The sequence below is a fragment of the Stieleria mannarensis genome, from assembly GCF_014154935.1.
GTDB classification, from domain to species: domain Bacteria; phylum Planctomycetota; class Planctomycetia; order Pirellulales; family Pirellulaceae; genus Stieleria; species Stieleria mannarensis.
This window is the reverse complement of record NZ_JACEHH010000049.1, coordinates 1-18,396: the sequence shown is the minus strand read 5'-3', so window position 1 is coordinate 18,396 and position 18,396 is coordinate 1. Positions and strand designations below refer to the sequence as shown.

Genomic DNA, 18,396 nt, shown 5'->3' with positions numbered 1-18,396 from the left:
CCTCCGGCCCCCGCTTCACAGACCCCCAATTCCTCCGACGACCATGCCATCGATCTTTAGCAAAATCATCGACCGCGAAATCCCCGCCGACATCGTTTACGAAGACGACGTCTGTTTGGCGTTTCGCGATATCAACCCCAAGGCACCGGTGCACGTGTTGGTGATCCCCAAGAAAGAGATCGTGTCGTTGGCGGAATTGACCGACGAAGACGAATCGATCGTCGGGCACTGCGTCGTCGCGCTCTCTAAAGTCGCTGCCCAGGAAGGACTGCAAGAGGGTTACAACATGGTCGTCAATTGCGGCGAGGCGGGAGGCCAGGAGGTGCCGCATTTGCACTTCCACCTGCTGGGCGGAGCGAAGCAGACGTTGGTGTAAGCGAATGCGCTGGTGTCTAGGCTTTGTCCTTAAACTCGGCAAGGGGCGTATGTGGTAGCGGAATTCGCCAAGAATTTCGGCTTTTCCCGTGTGGATTGCTTCGAGTCGAAAGCCTTGGCGGCTTCCGCTACGGGATGAGGGACCAAGCTTGGGTACGATGGCCCTTCCGGGCCGTCGCCTCTCGCTGCGAAGCAGCGAGGGGGAGTCGCCTCAAGGCTAAACACCAACGTGCGCTATGATCGATCCACCATTGTTCCCTGGCCGTGCCACAGAGAATCCTTCGGCGTCAGTCCCGAGAGGGTTTGGGCGATAACGGCGGTGCGGCGAAGGGCGTCATCGAGCGGTTCGGCCCACGGGCCGTGGTTGGCGCGTTGCCAGGCAGGCCGGACCAGCGCCATGGTTTTCTCGTCGCCGCCTTCCAGCGGATCGGCCGGCAAGCGGTCGTAGTACGGCCGAAACATGGTGGTCGAGGCAAAGAAGGATCGCAGCCCGTAGCGGTCGGCCAGGGCGGCTTGGACCCGCAGACAGGCGTGTTCATGGAATTTTTGGGACGGATCAAAACTCTCCAGCCCCCAGTCCGGTCGCTGCACGCTTTCGGGGCCCTCGCACAGGGCATGGCAGACCTCGTGCAGGACCATCTGCGCCAGCGAATCGTCTCGGTCCAGCGTTTCCGGGGTCCCGATCGTCAGCACGTCGCGTCCGTTCCAGGAGGCGTTGACTTGATCGCTGCGTTCGACCCGCATGCCCATTCGGCCGGCGGCGTGGATCCAGACCAGGTCCAGCGGGTCGGAGTAGGTTTTGTCGATGGTTCGCAACGATAGGCACTCAAATGGCGGGAATTAACGGGTGCCCTTTGCCAGATTTGGGCGATTTGGACATAATGCGGACTTCTCACGAATCTACCGGGAATCACTCATGTCGTCTGCTGTCGAGCCCAAGTCGGAACTGGAAAATCAGACCGTTTATTTTCGTTGCATCGCGGGCTGCTCCGCCAAGCACTCGATCTTTGACGTGATCTACACCTGCCCCTCGTGCGGCAGCTTGCTGGAGGTGCATCACGAGCGCGAGCCGCTGCGGAAACGGAACCCCTACCAGTGGCAGCAGCTGTTCGATTCCCGCGCCAGCACGTCGACGTGGCCCTACGGCAGCGGCGTGTGGGGGATGCGGGAGTGGGTGATTCCGGCGCTGCGAGATGAAAACGTCGTCAGCATGTTCGAGGGCAATTCGAATTTGTTCTGGGCCGAACGCCTGGGCCGGCAATTGGGCGTGCCGGATTTGTGGATCAAGCTGTGCGGGAACAGCCACACCGGAAGCTTCAAGGACCTGGGCATGACGGTCTTGGTCAGCGTCGTCAAACAGATGATGGCCCAGGGCAGCCCCGTCAAAGCGGTCGCTTGTGCCAGCACCGGTGACACCAGCGCGGCCCTGGCCGCCTACGCCGCCTACGCGGGCATCCCCGCGGTCATTTTCCTGCCCGCGGGCAAGGTCAGCACGGCCCAGTTGATCCAGCCGGTCGCCAACGGCGCGCATGTTTTGGCGCTCGACACCGACTTTGACGGCTGCATGAAGATCGTCCAGGAAGTGACGCAGGACAATTCGATCTACCTGGCCAATTCGATGAACAGCTTGCGGATCGAGGGCCAAAAGACGGTGGGGATCGAAATCGTTCGGCAGTTCGATTGGGAAGTTCCCGATTGGATCGTCATCCCCGTCGGCAACCTGGGAAACATCAGCGCGCTCCACAAGGGATTCCGGCTGATGATGGACTTGGGGTTGATCACTCGGATGCCCCGGTTGGTCGCCGCCCAAGCCGCCAAGGCCAATCCGTTTTATGAATCCTACAAGCAGGGGTTCAAAGAAAAGGTTCGCGTGACGGCCCAGGACACGCTGGCCAACGCCATCCGGATCGGCGACCCGGTCAGCTACGCCAAAGCCGAACGGGCGATCAGGGAAACCGATGGGATCGTGGAACAGGCGACCGAAAACGAACTGGCCGCGGCGGCCGCCCACGCCGACCTGACCGGAATGTTCACTTGCCCCCACACCGGCGTCGCGCTGGCGGTGTTGACCAAGCTGATCAAGAAAGGCGTGATCAAGTCCGACGATAAAACCGTTGTGATCAGCACCGCCCACGGGCTGAAGTTCACCGACTTTAAAGTCGCTTATCACGAATCACGGCTGGATGAAGTGACCAGCGAATACGCCAACCCCGCCGTCCACCTGCCCGCCGACGCCGACACGGTGAAAGCCGAGATCGAAAAACGGCTCACCAAAACGTCCTGACACAACGCTCGCCCCTGTATACCGGCAAGCCGTCGTGGACCACGCGAGGGGTCCATGCAGCGCGCAATCCGAATGGCACGGGCATCATCGCTGGTGTCTAGCCTTGAGGCGATTCCCGGTCGCTGCTTTGCAGCGACAGTGGGGCGGCCAAAGCCTGAACAGTCGACGCCGCGTGACGGTATTGCCCCGATGCTAGTTCGGTGAAAGTGCCGGTTTGGGCGTGTAACCACGCAGTGCCGGCTGAGGGGAATACCCGCGCAGCGCAGGTTGGGGCGTGTAGCCGCGGAGCGCCGGACGGGGAACGTAACCGCGCAGGGCAGGCCGAGGAGCCCAACCGTAGAGTGCCGGACGGGGGGCGTAGCCGCGAAGCGCCGGGCGGGGCGTGTACCTACGCAATGCCGGCCTGGGAACATAACCCCGCAGGGCCGGTTGCGGGACGTAACCGTCCAGTGCCGGGCGAAACCGATTGCTCGTCGGTGATTGCGGGGCCAAACGCTGTTGACGCCGCATTTCCAGCGCGTCGGCCCTTCGTTGCTGCATCCGGGCTTGATACTCCGCGAATTTCTGTGGATCCGCCTGCCCCCATGCGCTCGAGCACAGCAAGCCGCTCGAGCAAAGGATCATCAGCGCGATGGCCAACCGGATCGATCTCATGGCTCAATTCCTCGTTCACAGACGATGAAAACCGCGGCCTGCACCGGCCGGCAGGGTGGTAATCCATTATACCCGCCCGGGCAAGGGAAGCGGTGGTGATTCCACCGATGGCAGGCTCGATTCCATCCGTGGGTCCGCTCTGCCATCCGTGGGCTGATTTGATTCCGGGTTAGAGGCAGTCCCCTGAAACCGTTTGTCGACGGTTCACTTGGGGCAACCCAACCTGGCCATGCGACAGCAGCGAGTCCTGACCCTTCATCGTCGTCGCCTGGCGTTGACCAGGATCCTCCGCAGCTGGCCGTGGAGGGTCGAGCAGGACGTGAATCGGAAGGAGAGTTGGTCAATAAAGACTTTGATTTCAGTTGACGCGTGAATGAGTGCACCGGTTCACGGCTTTGTTCGCTGGCCTAGCTGTGGAGACGCGTTCTTGAACGAGTGCTCATGCACTTGAATCCATGTTTGATCTTCATTCTTACCACGAGTCACGGAAATCGATGTGATTTCGCCAGCCTCGGCAACCACGAGAAAAGTGACGTGCGCGAGGTCAGAACGAAGATGGTGTGTGATCGTCACCCGGGCAGCACTGGTCTTGGTCTTTCCGGGGCCAATCCAAAATCCAACCGGCAACTTTGTCTGATGCGGAAATTCCCGTCCGAGAATCTTCCAGTTTGGCGGCTCGAAACCAGAGTGCTTGACGTAGTACGCGACGACCTTCTCGATTGTGTCGTCAGTCGAACGGACATCAATGGATTCGTTCGGCCAAGCAGCGTTCTCGCCTTCAGGCCCTGCCTTAGACAAAAGCTTAGATTGTGGATAGATCCAAGCTGAATCCTCAGCATGACCTGCATTGGTCGCAAGAGCAAAGCCAATCACAGAAAACAGGCCAACGGCGAAGAGTCGACGATTCATTAATAACGATCCAATTTGTCCAGCGAATGAAAGGCGTCACCGGTTACGCGCGAATGACTTTCAATTGCGAAATCGACTGACTCGCGTACTCCGTGCACGCGATTGCCCTGTCGTCTATTGCACCGTGCCACGAGCGAAGACGATCGACTCGCCGTCAAGCTTTACCGTTCCATGAGTCCGATCTGCATCAACATACACTGCCTTATGACCAGCCGCTAGGATTTCGCGAAGCCGCGCCTCTGACAAGGAAAAGGGTTCCAGTGGGTGAACGCCATCAACAGCTGTCGCGACGAGCACGACATGGGAGGGATAGTCAGCGAGTTTTCCGAGCGGATTCCCGTCGGCATCCCACATCGAACCAGCTCCATTGAAAGTGCTAATGAAGTACCCGTCCTCGGTATACCAATTCCAAAATCTCTCGCCGCTCACGAGCGATTTCTCGTTTGACGGCGAATTCCATGGTTGGGAGATGTCGAGTGAACTTGCAATTTCATGTTGCTCAATGTACGGCAAGATCGAGCCGACCCAAGAAAAGAGAGGACGACCGTTTGGATCCGTCACGTTTCGATCAGGAAGAAAACCATTCACGGTTTGATAGTTCAGCAGCGCCAGATGCAGCTGGCTCAATCGTCCTTGGGCACGCATCCTGGCCGCGGTCCGACGGGCATCTACGACGAAAACTGCCGCACCAATCAGCAACGGAGTGACGCATGTCGCAAGTAAGAGTTGCCATCGCATTGCAGGTCTTTCAATCGACGGAACGTGACGGATCACGCATCCGCCGCGAGCGATCCTTCACTTCAATAACCACGACGCCGCGACTCGTCGTGCAGTACGCCCAACATCGGCGTGATCTTGTGGGGTGAAAGTCCCCTGTACTTCGTTCAGGTTCTTTCGAGAGGTCAGTCTACCAAATGAATCACTAACGAAAGACAGTACCAGGCGAGGGCAACTGATCAAGGGTGACCGACCGTGGGAAGAGCCACCCCAAATGGTGCCGCCCCTGAATCAATCGCTCCCACATGGAATTGCCAGCAGTCTCACTTCACACGTTCTCGGCTGGTTAATGGGTGGCAACAAATCGGCGTGATGACAACGAAGACAGGGAAAGAGATTTAAACGCCGAGGCGCAGAGAGCGCAGAGGATGATGCACTCAATTCCGTATCTCTGCGTCCTCTGCGCCTCTGCGATTCAAAACCATGTGCAAGTGGTGCCATTCAACGCTGGCAATGATTTCGACGTGATGTGTTCAATCACGGCTGCCGAATCGCGAATGCTGTCACCCGCGATTCAAGCGGGCACCATGGATTTTCCAGCAGTCGCGTGTTGCCCGCAATTTGATGGGGGGGCACCAATTGCGTTCTACGAAGTCTTTTGTCGACGGTTCACTTGAGGCAACCCAACCTGAACATGCGACAACAAAGAGGCCTGACCCCTTATCTTCGTCCGACGGTCATCGGCGGTCAGGCCGACGAGGATCTGCAGCGGATGCAGATCGACAAAGGGATCGTCGCCGTGGTCGGCTTGCCCAGTTGCTCTGCGTCGATCCCTCAGCCGCTCCAGCCAACGAAGTGCATCACTCCGGCAAATAGGACTTCATGCGATTGTGATCTTCATACCCCGTGCTGTTAGCGATCTCGTTGGTCAACATCGGGTACCTCGATCGATAGTACTCGGCCAAGTCCTCGCAAAGTCGACGTGCGTTTTTGGCATAGGCCGAACGGGCGCCCGGCGCATTGCTTCGGCTGTGTGAACCGGCGACCAACCTGATCGCTTGTGGAGTGCTCTGCTCTTGGTAGTATCCCGTGTCTAATCCGTACTGAATGCCAGCAAGAACGCGATTTCCGTCGACATGGGCGTAATTGAAGAACGCGTACGGAAACACACTCGCAACCTGATCGATACATCTTGAGTAGATGAAATCGCCCATCGGCGGTCCAATCGCCCGGGCGACCGCGGCGGCGTAGGCGGCCCCCGATCCGCGTGTTCCGCCCCAGCGTTCCAAACGCCGGTTCATCATTTGACGATGCAGCATGTCGTCATGAGGGAAGCGTTCCAAAAACTCACGAGCCTCGTCATCGGTCGCTTCGTAGCTGAGGGACGCGTCGCGGGCCAAGCCGACGAAAACCCCGTAAGCGAATGCCGGGACGTCACCGGTCTGACGCAGTTTGTTCCACGCCTCCAACGCCCGTTTGTTTTCCGACTCGAACGTCCCCCAGCCTTCCTCCGAGACGGAATTGGCCCAGCCGTTGCCCCTCGCCAGCCACGCTTTTCGAACGCAGTATTGCATTCTCGTTGCCAGCGAAAGGGGCGACTGCTTTTTGTCCCATTCGGCGAACCCTGCCAACCGCTCTTCTGCCACTTTGCGGTCTTCTTCACTGTTTTGGTCATTGTCAATCATTTGTTCGGTGTCGATCCACTGCGCAGCAATCGACTCGACGAATGTCATATAAAGTTGTTCTTTGGTCCGATTGAATCGCCGCTCTGGTAGAGAGCGGATCACCGAATGCAACGCTTCTAAATCGTCAAAATGATTCTGCCAAGCCCAATACCGGGCCATCTTTCCCAAGTAGAACACGCCCTGGGGCGCGTTCATGATGCGCGCGTACAGGTCGATCGTCCGATCGTCGTGGTATGCAATCACGTCGCCGGTTGCGGCGACCACCAGTTTGCGATCGCCGAAACTCTCTGTCGGGGTCGGTCGGTCAAACCGTCGACCGCCGAGCACGGCGTGGTACATCACCCGCTCGCTTCCGCCGCCGGCCAGTGGACGATCAGCGAGACAGAGCTGGGAGCTTTCGTTCGGGAAATTGTGCAGGTCGATCACATCAACGATGTCCCAATAGATCGACGCCCGCCAACTCTTGCGGTCCGCTCCGGGCTTGTGCGGATAATGGGGACGCTTGTGGCAGGCATTCTTCTCGATCCACAGGTCATAGGCTCGCGAACATCGGATCATCATCGGTTCGCCGGGACTGCTATGGGTGACGTAGAAATCGTCGTCCACGACCCCCTCGTCGAGTTTGAAAACGCGGCCGGTTCGTTCATCGTGCCATGTCGCGATGCGAGCCGCTTCCGGCGAAATCGCGGGCATCGGAAGCTGCATGTTGACCTGGCCGATCTTTGTCGCTTTGCCCAGTTCCGGGTCGGTTACGTATAGATTGCCCGATTGATCGACGACGGCTGCATGCCCCGTTTCCGCCGCCACGCTCAGGTGTGCAATGTTCTCGTCGAATGAATGCGATGCAAGCACGGAGGCATTGATGCAATCGACCAGGTGAAGTTGGTTTCCCGATGCGACGATCATGCGGGAATCCGAACCGTTCGGTTGTCGCTCGAAAAAACCGACTTGAATCGAATGGTCGTCGCGACGGGGCAATGCAATTTGTTGAAACGTGCTTGCGTCCCCCGGTTCGTCCAGTTCCGTCGGCGGCGTGCCCGGCAACGCCCACCACGGCCGCCACGGCAATCGGGAAATCCACAGCCCGTTGTCGCCTGCGATGACCAGATGGCGTGCCGTCTTGTCCAGCCACACGGTCGGGTTGGAAACTTCGGGAGGGATGGCGATCGTCTCACGAAGCATCGGATGACCGTCAATCTCTTCAAGGGCGAGTCTGGCCGTGGTCAATGCTTCGCCCGTCAGCCCACTCGATGCGACGCTCCACGGTGGCGGCTCAGGACTGGATTTCGATTCTTCGATCCGCTTTTGACCGTCGGCGATGATCTGGTCGGCGATTCTGCCGATCGCTCCGGGCTCGATTTGGCGGAGGAAGGCACTGTCGGTCGGTTTCGTGGCTTGCCACTTTTTTTCGATCACCGGCCAGCGGATCTGATTCGCGGCCGAGTGTGAAGCGACAAGCGTTTCGTCGCTGGGGACAGAAAACGGATGCTCTGGCGGCACCGGATCACAACCGGATAACACGATCACCGAAACGACCGATAGGTAAACCATCGCTGGACGCTTCATTCGTCTTTCACCTCGTCTGAGTTGTCGATGTCGTCAGCGGCCGCGCCGGCCAAGTTGATTGATTGAAGCAACTGACCGATCACGGAACCGGTGCCCGCGCCGACCTGAGCATTGGAAGCACCCGTGGTTCCAGCCGCAGAGATAGAATCGGGGTCGGGGCGAAAGAATTCGGTCGACCAGTCGGGGCGTTCGAATTCGCTCGGTCCCTTGTCGCGATCGGGATCTTCATAAACCGGAAGCCCCCTTGCGTCGTAGCCAAGCAGGGCTGGCATTGACGGCTGGAACCACGTTTCATAGGCATCACGATCCATCACCAACCGTTCCTCGACGGTCAGTTTGGTGATCAGTTCGACCGTCGCATCGACCGGCGAAAGTCGAAACTTTAATAGCGAGTTGTTTCGGATCGCCGGCGCGATTTCCGACCAGTCAGCGCTCGCGCCGGTAAGGTCGATTTCGGTCAAATACTCCGCAGTGTCCGCGATCGCCGCAAATCCGCCCGGTTCAATTGTCGCGCCGGCAAGATCCAACTTCATCAGAGATTGAAGGGGGCCCATCGCGTCGATCACCTGCTTGTTGACGGTGATTCCGCTCAGGCTGAGCTCAAAAAGCGAGGGGCTGTTTTGCAGTTCGGAGAGGGAACTGACATCGATCGTGTTCCCGCGGAGCAGCAGTCGCTCCCAGCGTCCGCGAGCGATGATACGACGCGTCGTCGCGGCCGAAAGGCCACAATCTCGAAGATCCAACTCGGTGAGCGTCTCGGGGATCTGCCACGTTTGCAATAGATCGTTGTCCAATGCCGCCCCGGGAAGGGCAAGTTGCTTGAGCGATCGCAGGGCCGGAACCCCGTTGAACGATTGCGACGATGCGGATGGATACGCGATCGTTAGTTCAGTCAACCCTTCGGCTTTGAGCACCTCTGAAACCGCTTCGTCATTCATCCCCGCGCCGCCCCCGACAAACCACTTCAATCCGGCGACGCCACTGATTTTGACCTCCGGAAGCAAACTCAAAACCGCCAAACCGGAAAGCTTGGGAGCAGACTCCACATGCAGGTAGTTTCCGATCGGGCTGAGAACCAGGGGAGACCGAAGTTCTGGGACGTTGATCAAGCGCAAGGCGGTGATCTGTGATTTCTTGTGTTGGTCAAAAATGATCGTCTCAAGTTTCGGTTTGTCTTCCACGCGAATCGCGTTGACGTCCGAATTGATCAGCAGCGATTCAAGATTTGCCATCTGGGAACTGAGCGAGTTGACAAACGAGACCCCCACCTCAGCATTTCGCAGGTCAATGGTTGTCGCAGACAGCGAAGCAATCTCGTCGGCTGATTTTTTTGCCAGTGAGCTGTTTTGAAAGTCAAGTGTTGCAACCGCCGAGTTCTGTTTCAGAGGTGCAAAGTCAACGTTTTGAAGATCACACCCCCGCAATGACAGCAACGGTGGCCCGGTCAGCTTTCCGAATTGGTCGATCACCCGTTGAATACACTCGCGGCTGATCGACCGGTCATAGGTCGCATCCCCGGTCCCGGGCAGGATCCTGCTGCACCCGGCCAGATACGTCATCGCATCGCAGTTTTCCATGTCGATGGATTCGAAGTCCCGGACGTAAAACCGGAAGGAGTCGAGCGAAGGCAGATCCTTCAAAACACACCGGCGAACCCATGTGTAATACGGCATCTGGTCATTGTCAGCCATTCGCGTTTGCGTGTTGTGGTATTGCAACTGGATTTTCGCAAGCTTCGGCAGACGCTGCAGATCGAGATCGACGAACTGAAACGAATCAAAACCGAAGTGCTCCAACTGGGACATGTCGTGCAATGAAATCGCAAACGGGCTCGCGTTCAGCGGCTCGTCGAACGATTGAAACGTGAGGTGACGCAGCTTGGGCCACGATTCAAGACGGATTTCACCGCCGGTCCCCGTTCTCGGCCGAGAAAGGACGAGGACTTCCAACTTGTTCTTCAGATCACACTGCTGCCAGGCCTGGAAGGGAATCATCGTCTCCATCGCCATCAGCCGTGACAATCGCGGAAGTTTCGCCAAGTGCGGAAGCGCATCGGAGGCAATGTTGGTGTGCGAAATGTTCAACTGTCCGATCAGTGAACACTGCGACAACGCCAACACGGTTTCCCCGTCCAATTCGGCGCCGGCGATTCGAACATCCTGCAAATAACGCATCGAGGGCAATCGGCGCAGCGGTGTGGTGTCATACCGGCCGCCTCCGATCCGCAGGGATCTCAGGTACGGCAGCTTGCACGCCAGTTGCAGTTGTTCGTCGCTGGGGTCTTGGAGATTGACCGCGGTGGTCCTCTGCCAGATCGGTCGCATCGACGCCGGGATCCGGTCGGCAAAAACAGCGGGCATGTAGGCCTGACGCAACACCTGCCCATAGCTCGAGAGCTTGTCGGCGAGATCCTTGTCGGCCTCGGACTGACGGATTTGCCATCTCCAATAGCCCATCACCGCCCCGATCAGCGTGACGACAAACAACAAATCGGCGAGGGAAAGTCGATTCGATTTCCTTGCCGACGGCCGCAAGCAGAATAAGACGATGGCGACAAAGAGCGCAGCGATCGCCAGATTCCAACCCAGCGCGCGTCCGAACCATTGAACCTGGGCCTCGCCGTCGGGGAACGAATGTCGAATGTAGTAGCGGAACGGCCAACCGGCTTCCACGGGGTCGATCGTTTGCAAGGCGTCTTCGGACCGAAAGCCGAAGTCGAATGGCAACTCGGACCAGGCCGACCCACTGGAAAAAGCCACGGAATACTGCAGCGGCCAATTGGCCGCAATCAGCATCGAAATCAAGAGCGTTAAAACGATCCAGCGAGCAGAGAGCTGACGATTCAGCTTGCCGGTCTTGGTCGTCGCGATGGGCTGCGGATCGCCGCCCGCCTCGCCCTCCGACGCTTCCGCGTCGGTCGAATTCGGTTCTTGGGTCAATGCTTTTCCCCGGTGAAGGCACCAATGATCAGTATGCCGCTGCGTGGCTATCCGGCAGCCACCAGGAGTATACACACTTCGACGCGACGCGTCGGGAAAGTTTGTCGCCGCGGCGATTGGATTGAGTCCAACGCAGACAGTCCATTGGACAACGAGGCCGGTGTGCTTTGATGCAGCCCGCCGGGCACGACACGGTTGGATACGTCAGAACGGCGGAGTGCAAATCACCATCGTGAGCGAGGCCACATTAAAGGCGTAGGCCGGCCACAAGGGACGATACGGTACGGGGTTGGCCCATCGAACTAGACAGCTCGCGACGATGCAAATCAGAAGGGACCAAAACGCACTGCTGCCGCCAAATTGAATGATCTCGAACGTGATCCGTTTCTTGAGTGACCAGTGCGATCCCCATGGGCGAGGATAGAAAACGAATCCACACGACGTCACCGCGAAACAGCCTACCGCAGAAGCTCGTGCGATTGTTCGAATCCACCTCGCAACGCACGCCAGTCGCACCGCAGACAAACGGTCCTCGCTAGCTCTGGACGGCTCTGTGTGAGGCGGGCGGTGAGGAAAGTCCGAATTCACCGTACTGACCGAGTGCTGAAGGAACCACGATACACGCCAATCACACGAAATTCAAAGTCGCGTCTGCCACCGGCACGATGATAAGGGATAAACATCAGGTCGATCAATCAACGGCCAACCCGAACACCGACATCGCCACGGCAAGGCCGGTGCAGATGCCGACCAGAACGCCGACGGCGCGCGCCTTGTTCACACTCGCCATGTCGAAGAACTCAAGCACGTTGGGTTTGAAGAAATAGAACACCAACAAGCAATGGATCACGATCCGCACCCCGTGCTTGGTCATGTAGTACTCCGGTCCGCGAGCGCTGCCTTCGAGTTGATCCGCCATGGTAACAACGGTGAACAACGCCGAACCATTCCGAAAGATGCTGTAAACGTAATAGAATGACGCAAGCCACCACCCCCATTTCGTCCCCATCCACATGCCAACGCCGGATGCGATCGTGAGGATTGACAAGAACATCATGCCGATCACCAAAAGCGCAAACGGTATGCCGACCGAGCGTAGGAATTCTTCCATGGATCCCAGATTCGCAAACATGAGGAATTGGGCGCCAAAGAGGAAAAGGCCTCCGACAAGGTGAAGCACGGCAAGGATCGAAACCCCGATCGGGCGCGCGGTCGGTTCGCGCCGCGCGTCGGAGTTGGTCGTCGAAGGAATGGTCGCGGGTGATTGGTACGGATTGTCTGTCACGATGGGATCAGCTTGTTCAGCAAGAGGGTAAAAAGAGCCAGGCCGACAAAGGCACTGTCCAGTCTAGGTTTAGCAATGAATGGCAATCGAATTGGATGGACGTCATGCGCGGCACGATGTACTGTGCCGCCCTAACAGGGCTCTCGCGCTGGAGCGGCTTCTGACCCGCCGACTCACCGGCGTCGCGGTGTCAACCGCGTTTAATTTCGTGGGCGCACTTCAAACACCCGAGGTGTCCCGAAAGAGTATGCCACCATTCCGTTCTCCAAGATTGAGAACTGGCGTCTGAGTTCAGCCGTTCAGCCAGAGCGTGGGCAATCTGGTCAAGCCGATCAGCAGGCGATTCGCACATGTATTCGTTGGCTCGTCAAAAAACAGTCCCTTTACGACACAGCCACAGCCATCGTCGCTGCCGGTCCTCGGGTGGGCCGGTCACAGGACCGGATTAGAGTGAATTCTGGCGGAGAGTGCCAGTTTTCGGTCCCGTCAGGATCAGAGTGTGCGTGAGCATTGCTGGCTGCCGTCTGGATTCTGCGTCCAACAGGAGATCGCACAGTCGGGCAATTGGCTTTTGAGGGCTTTGACGCGATCGAGCGTGACGCTGTGGTCAATCTGTACTGAAACCGATGCAAGTGAAGACATGTCGGCCAGGTGCTCGAGGCCAGCGCCAGTGACCTTGGTAAATGCGATGTTTAGATGTTCAAGTTCGCGCAGATTAGAAATCAGTCGCAGACCTTCATCCGATATCTGTGTGCCCCAAAGATCGAGAGACTTAAGCCTTCGAAACTGGGCGATCGTTGCAAGGGAAAGATCACCCACACCCGTGTCATGAAGATCCAGGTACTCCATATCTGTCAAATTTCCAAGGTGACCAAATCCCACATCCGTGATATTGCCGTCCAACCGAAGCTCACGCAACCGTCGCAAACCGACGAGACTTTCTAGTGATGCGTCGGAAATGTTTGATTGCAATAGATGCAATCGTTCAAGTCCTTCCAGCCGACCGAGTTCGCTGACGCCTGCACTCGAAATCGCCATGCATCTGTAGATGTCAAGCCGTTTTAGGCGATGCAATCCGCCTAGGCTCCGGAGGCCATCGTCAGTGATAGGCGATTCGATAACTTGAATTGAATCCAGGGCGTCGAACTCGGACAGCGTTCCAAGATGTTTGTCAGTCACGCTGCTTCCGGCAAGCGTCAGATGCTGAAGCGTTCTCATTGCCTGGAGCCCTGCCAAACCCTGCGGAGAAACGGAGGTGTGCGTCAACGTGAGGCTACGTAATCTTCGGATTCGCAGGATGCTCTCAACGCCCCCATCGGTAACGCCAACACCACTGATCATTAACTCGCCAAGATCGGGAAGCTCCCCCAGACGTTCGATGTCACCGTCAACCGTTTGAGGATCGTGAAATACGACGTAAGAAGCCTTTGCGTACAGATCGTCCCCGAACAACGCGCGGATGGCGCGAGGACCGTGAGGTTGCGCATCCCGAAGGTAGCCGGTGAATCCGCTCGAAGAAGTCTTTTGAAAGTCGAAGAAGACTTGACCACCGGAGGCCTCAATCGATTTAACAACGGAGCGTTGTAAGCGACTGCGAATCAAGTCTTTGCCAATCCAGGCGAAGAATACGGCGACGACCAATACGACGAGCAGGAGGGCGCGCAGCTGGAATCGACGAGGCAGAACGCGGGGCAGTACATTTCGAGTGAAGTGCAACACGACGCAGTAAAATCCAAGAGAGATCTAGGCGGCCGCGCGAGGGTGACCGGGCTGTTTGAACAGAGGACTTGAACTTCGGCTCCCCAGACCACTTGAAGCAAACTGAACCGATCCCGAATCGTGGTCGTGAGTTAACATAACCGAAATCAGCAGACTGCCCGTCGCAAGTGATCGTTCCGGAAGTGTTTCCTAGATCAGCTTGAATTGTGAATCGGTGTGTCACGCTACTTCAACACAATAGATGGACTTTGTACGGCGAAAGAATCCATGGAAGTCCGAGGTTTGATGGGCGGGAGTCATTTGCTCGCAAACTGGCGACTCGGACCCGTGATTCTGGCAGCTTGCGACTGCCAGTCACATTCGCTCCACCCCCCAAAGCCAAGGACTCAGTAACCATGAAATTTTTCGCCCTTGATCTCGGCAAATTCAACTCGGTTTTCACGAAGATCTTGGGACGCAACTCCGTAAGCCGGTCTACGCCGGATTGCGTCACTTGGGCAGCCGAGGGCGCAATCCCGACAAAGGCCCATGGATGGCAGCGCGTGCCCACGGATCCCCGACTGCATTTCATCCGTGGAGACGCGCTGCCATCCGTGGGCCCGTTTGATTCCGTGTCCCCAGAAGTCATGTGCAGAAGGTCACCTCACATGGGAGTGCGGTCGTGCGAACCGTCGAGGGCGACAAGTTCGTCGAGGGTTTCACGCAGCACAATCTCTCCAGCGGGTTCCAGAAAGTGCGGCACTACGGATGGATGAGCAGCAATTCGGCCATCGGGTTAGACGGTCTGCAACTTCTGGTGTGGATGCATCTGGGCTGGACGTCCTGGTTGACCAGCGGGATGCTCCAGCCGCAGACGATCAAGCGGAAACCTCCGAAGTGCGATCGATGCGGCGGCGAGGTGGAAGTCGAAGGCGTGACCGACAGCGACGGCCGTTGGCTCTGGCGTCGCCAGATTGCCGTGCGAGGTCCACCTGTGGCTCGTTCAAAAACACCGGGAGAGAGAGGGACGATCGCATGACCGTCAAAAGCCCAGCGAACCGAACGTCGCCAAATGTCGCTCGACGGCACGTGGCTACCGGTCCGCGCCGTGGCAGCGACAACACCTCCGAGTGCCGCTTCAAGAGTCATCTGATCGCGGACTTCTCACCGCTGCGGTCCGTCACGAAAGACATGCCATCGCTTTCTCGGTGTTTCATCAGGCACGGGAGCCGAATCACTGCTTGTGAATTGCCGTGCCAATCAGAGCAAAACCCAATCGGGTTTTTCGCCGACTCCGAGCTTCTTGAACAGAGAATTTGAGCATCGGCTCTTCCGTCGGAGTGGACGCTGCCCTTCGGCTGCAAACAGGGATTAGAGAGAGACACCGCTCGTCATTCACGCGACGTCAAATTCTTATTGGTTATGCCGCTTTGTCCGCGGGAGTGAACACCACATGGCCAGCATTGTACTTGGCTCCCGTGGAGTGAAACGAAGATCGGTTTAGATTTGAGATATCCAAATAACCTGCCAGTCGATCGGACACCGATTCGGCCGTGTCACTTCCGGAGAAATACACCTGAATCCCGTGGAAACGAACCGTATGGACGATCTTGAATCGCTCATGATCTTCGTTTTCACCGTCGATCTCTACAGCAAAAAGATCCCCGATTCGTTCACCAATTTCCACGGAGCACGACGAAATCAAGACGTGATCCCATACATACGTCATACCGTAACGATCCCTCGTTTCGGGTCGTATGGACTTGTCCCACTTAACCACGGTCCCCGACAGCGCTGTCCAGTTCGATACCGAAATTGCGAGGTCATCAATTTCCACCGTTGGTGCAACTACCTCCTCATCCACTTCAGTGCATTCAGCCTCAATATCGATGCACCAACGAAGCGACTTGTCATTTCCACGGTTACATGTATCGCACCAACGAGGATCGTTCAGGTGAGCGAATAGCCGGGCTGACTTGAGCGAAAAAGAATGATCGTCGAAAAAGAATTGCGGTGAGTTCATCGATTGTCCGGCATAACGAAATGCGATCTATCCGGGCACGGGACGTGCCGGGATAGATCGTGCGTTGAAGTTTGTCGGCGCGACTTGGCCGGGTTCGGGTCGACCGCTATTAGAATAGCTGCAGTTGCCGCGTGCCAGTGTTGGCGTTTGATTCGGGTGCGGTTTCGGGGGCCGTCCGCTCCCCTGCACTTTCAATGCCACTTTTCAGATACCACGCGTACCATTCCGAAAAGCCCTCACCCATTGCCTCGTCCCAAAAGCGAATGTCGTCTTTTTCTTGACTCTCTCGGTACCAACGTGGGCTATCTTTCGAGTCCCGCCGGAAGATCTCGCTCCACGGTCGCTTCTCGGACTCGTGCGTCAGGCGAAGCGATTCGCTGCCACAGTGCTCACAGCACAACGTCGATTCGGGCTCGGCCTCGGACGAGTCGACTTCATCAGAGAGCATGTCGAGAATCCCCGCCTGCGATCGGTCGGCATTGGTGAGTGACGCTCGGCACTTCGCGAGATATTCTTCAGCTTTCGTATTCGACCAGCCTCCAAACTGACGTGTTTTGGTCAACTCTTTTGGCAGAATGTGCAGGCACCATCGTCGGACGAACTCCGGTGTCGAGAGAGTGAACGGAACTTGAATCGATTCACCACCCGTGGTGCGGCCTTCGCGGGCCCAAAACGTGACCTCGTCGTCGTCTGCAGCGATAATGCGGTAGTCACTGATCGGTCCGCCGGTCAGATAACGCGTCAAGTAACGAACCACGTGTTCGCCGCGGCTGCTCTCGGTCGAAGGTGGCTCGATGTAGCTGACCCATTCCTTTGCTTCAAGCTGATCGACCATCTCCTCCCGGGCTTCGTCACCTTGCAGAACCATCGTGACCGGCCAGGGCATGGGCTGGGTGTGGCGATAGTAAAACCGTAGAGCACAAACGGCTTGGTTGAACGAACCGTAGGCAAGCTTTCGTTCTTGGATCAGATGGAGCTGGAAGGGGTTTGCGAAGTTGGAAGGGTGAAGTTTGAAGTGTGAAGCCCCTCAACCAAATCCCTTCTCACTTCAAACTTCCTACTTCACACTTCCGAAACTGTCTTCGGCAAGTCGTTTGGTGATTTTGCAATTTCGTTTTTTGTGTGACATCACGAGTGCATTTCCTTGTAGTGAAACAGAGTTCAAAGAAGTTCAAACCGCAACATGCGGGGAACACAACAAGGGTGTGTCAACGAGCAAAAAGCGCAAGTCAAAAGACGAAACAAAGCACAGGGAAAGGGGCGGCAAGAATGCCCAGCGCGTACAACTGGCTAACCACAAAAGCGCCTACAAACGTGCCGAAAGACAGACACGTTGCCACCGTCACACACTCAACGCAACGTCAAAAGAAATCACCCGCCACAATGAAGTCGCTGCCGATTAAGTTCAACGGCAGGGTTCAGCGGGGCCGCGCGAACCACTCACCACTTCAACAACGTCAACTCGCGGCCTCCGTTGCACTCCATTGTTCTGTTGCATTTCAATACCCCGGTTCGACATCAAAATACAACGTCAGCATGCTGCATTCAATACGCACATTGCTAGGCACATCGACCAAGATGTATTGGATTCCATACTTGGTGTCCTTTGTTTCGATGACCATTGCGGAATCCCAAGCAGACGTTGGCACTTGAATATACTTCGTCGCGGCACAATAAATGACAGTGTTGAGCCACGGCTCTTTGGATTCGCACGGCCCGCCGGAATGGCGCAATCGAAGTTCCAGTTCGCAATGCGATACGCAATAGTTCCACAATCGTATTGCTTTGCCATGGTGTTCTGTGATGAATCTCGCGATTTCGTCCAGTTCCCGCGTTGATTTTTTTCCGGACGTTGGACCAGGGATGGCGAGGCCGGTTGCTTGCGCTCGTCTCTCGTCGGGTTGTTCTGCGCCACAGAGGCCGCAATAAGGTCGGTACTGCGCGTCGGTGTGAACGTCACCGCATTTCACGCATCGGTAGCCGATCACGGATGTCCACGGAATTCCGTATGGCATGAAAAGTCCTTTGTTTTCGGCGGCATGGATGCCGTCGCACAAATTCAAGTGGAGCCAGGCCGGATGCCGTCTCTAGCATCAGAACGCTACGCGTCACCGGGTACGCGCAATAGATTTTCAACTTCAAAACCGCTCGACTCGCGTACTCCGGTGCACGCGATTGTTCAAGTAAGCCGCTGCGCGGCGGGAGATTTGGGGGGTATGGGACCTTGATGGAAGGAGCGGTTCACGGTGAACCGTTTCACA

Annotated in this window: 15 protein-coding genes; 4 read left to right on the top strand and 11 right to left on the bottom strand. The window is 57.0% G+C overall.

The annotated features are described in order from the left end of the window. Positions 1-43: 43 nt before the first annotated feature. Entirely contained in the window at positions 44-376 is a 333-nt protein-coding gene (locus H1B37_RS25890; protein WP_182870181.1) for a histidine triad nucleotide-binding protein, read from the top strand. A 233-nt stretch (positions 377-609) separates the two neighbouring features. Here H1B37_RS25890 and H1B37_RS25885 read toward each other — a convergent pair whose 3' ends face one another. Next, positions 610-1,191, bottom strand: a complete 582-nt coding sequence (locus tag H1B37_RS25885) for a hypothetical protein (RefSeq protein ID WP_182870180.1) — start codon at positions 1,189-1,191, stop codon at positions 610-612. Positions 1,192-1,291: 100 nt separating this feature from the next. Between H1B37_RS25885 and thrC the strand changes: the two genes are divergently transcribed. Continuing rightward, positions 1,292-2,659, top strand: a complete 1,368-nt coding sequence (thrC, locus tag H1B37_RS25880) for a threonine synthase (protein ID WP_182870179.1) — start codon at positions 1,292-1,294, stop codon at positions 2,657-2,659. A gap of 192 nt (positions 2,660-2,851) precedes the next feature. Here thrC and H1B37_RS25875 read toward each other — a convergent pair whose 3' ends face one another. The 7 genes from H1B37_RS25875 to H1B37_RS25845 form a co-directional block, all read right to left on the bottom strand. Continuing rightward, positions 2,852-3,313: a hypothetical protein gene (locus H1B37_RS25875; protein WP_182870178.1), complete on the bottom strand. Its 462-nt coding sequence runs from the start codon at positions 3,311-3,313 to the stop codon at positions 2,852-2,854. 387 nt (positions 3,314-3,700) lie between these two features. Continuing rightward, entirely contained in the window at positions 3,701-4,222 is a 522-nt protein-coding gene (locus H1B37_RS25870) for a hypothetical protein (RefSeq protein WP_182870177.1), read from the bottom strand. Between the two features lie 114 nt (positions 4,223-4,336). After that, positions 4,337-4,960, bottom strand: coding sequence for a DUF1559 family PulG-like putative transporter (locus H1B37_RS25865; RefSeq protein ID WP_182870176.1), 624 nt, complete (start codon positions 4,958-4,960; stop codon positions 4,337-4,339). A gap of 839 nt (positions 4,961-5,799) precedes the next feature. Continuing rightward, positions 5,800-8,190 (bottom strand): hypothetical protein, encoded by a 2,391-nt coding sequence (locus H1B37_RS25860; RefSeq protein WP_182870175.1) that lies wholly within the window; start codon positions 8,188-8,190, stop codon positions 5,800-5,802. Beyond that, positions 8,187-11,129 (bottom strand): hypothetical protein, encoded by a 2,943-nt coding sequence (locus H1B37_RS25855; RefSeq protein WP_182870174.1) that lies wholly within the window; start codon positions 11,127-11,129, stop codon positions 8,187-8,189. Before H1B37_RS25855 ends, H1B37_RS25860 begins: the two co-directional genes overlap by 4 nt. A 691-nt stretch (positions 11,130-11,820) precedes the next feature. Next, a complete protein-coding gene (locus H1B37_RS25850; RefSeq protein ID WP_182870173.1) occupies positions 11,821-12,240 on the bottom strand; it encodes a hypothetical protein in 420 nt (139 codons plus the stop codon). Between the two features lie 666 nt (positions 12,241-12,906). Beyond that, positions 12,907-14,133 (bottom strand): leucine-rich repeat domain-containing protein, encoded by a 1,227-nt coding sequence (locus H1B37_RS25845; RefSeq protein WP_182870172.1) that lies wholly within the window; start codon positions 14,131-14,133, stop codon positions 12,907-12,909. Positions 14,134-14,761: 628 nt separating this feature from the next. Between H1B37_RS25845 and H1B37_RS25840 the strand changes: the two genes are divergently transcribed. Then, a complete protein-coding gene (locus tag H1B37_RS25840) occupies positions 14,762-15,151 on the top strand; it encodes a transposase (RefSeq protein ID WP_220498374.1) in 390 nt (129 codons plus the stop codon). Between the two features lie 381 nt (positions 15,152-15,532). Here H1B37_RS25840 and H1B37_RS25835 read toward each other — a convergent pair whose 3' ends face one another. Continuing rightward, positions 15,533-16,135 carry a hypothetical protein gene (locus tag H1B37_RS25835; protein ID WP_182870170.1) on the bottom strand — a complete coding sequence of 201 codons (603 nt, stop codon included), beginning with the start codon at positions 16,133-16,135 and terminating at the stop codon, positions 15,533-15,535. A gap of 109 nt (positions 16,136-16,244) precedes the next feature. Then, on the bottom strand, positions 16,245-17,021 hold the full coding sequence (locus tag H1B37_RS25830) for a transposase (RefSeq protein ID WP_182870169.1): 777 nt from the start codon (positions 17,019-17,021) through the stop codon (positions 16,245-16,247). 124 nt (positions 17,022-17,145) lie between these two features. On the opposite strand from H1B37_RS25830, the gene H1B37_RS25825 reads away from it, so the two are divergent. Further along, positions 17,146-17,538, top strand: coding sequence for a hypothetical protein (locus tag H1B37_RS25825; protein ID WP_182870168.1), 393 nt, complete (start codon positions 17,146-17,148; stop codon positions 17,536-17,538). A 96-nt stretch (positions 17,539-17,634) separates the two neighbouring features. Here H1B37_RS25825 and H1B37_RS25820 read toward each other — a convergent pair whose 3' ends face one another. Further along, positions 17,635-18,150, bottom strand: a complete 516-nt coding sequence (locus tag H1B37_RS25820) for a hypothetical protein (protein WP_182870167.1) — start codon at positions 18,148-18,150, stop codon at positions 17,635-17,637. Between the last annotated feature and the right edge of the window lie 246 nt (positions 18,151-18,396).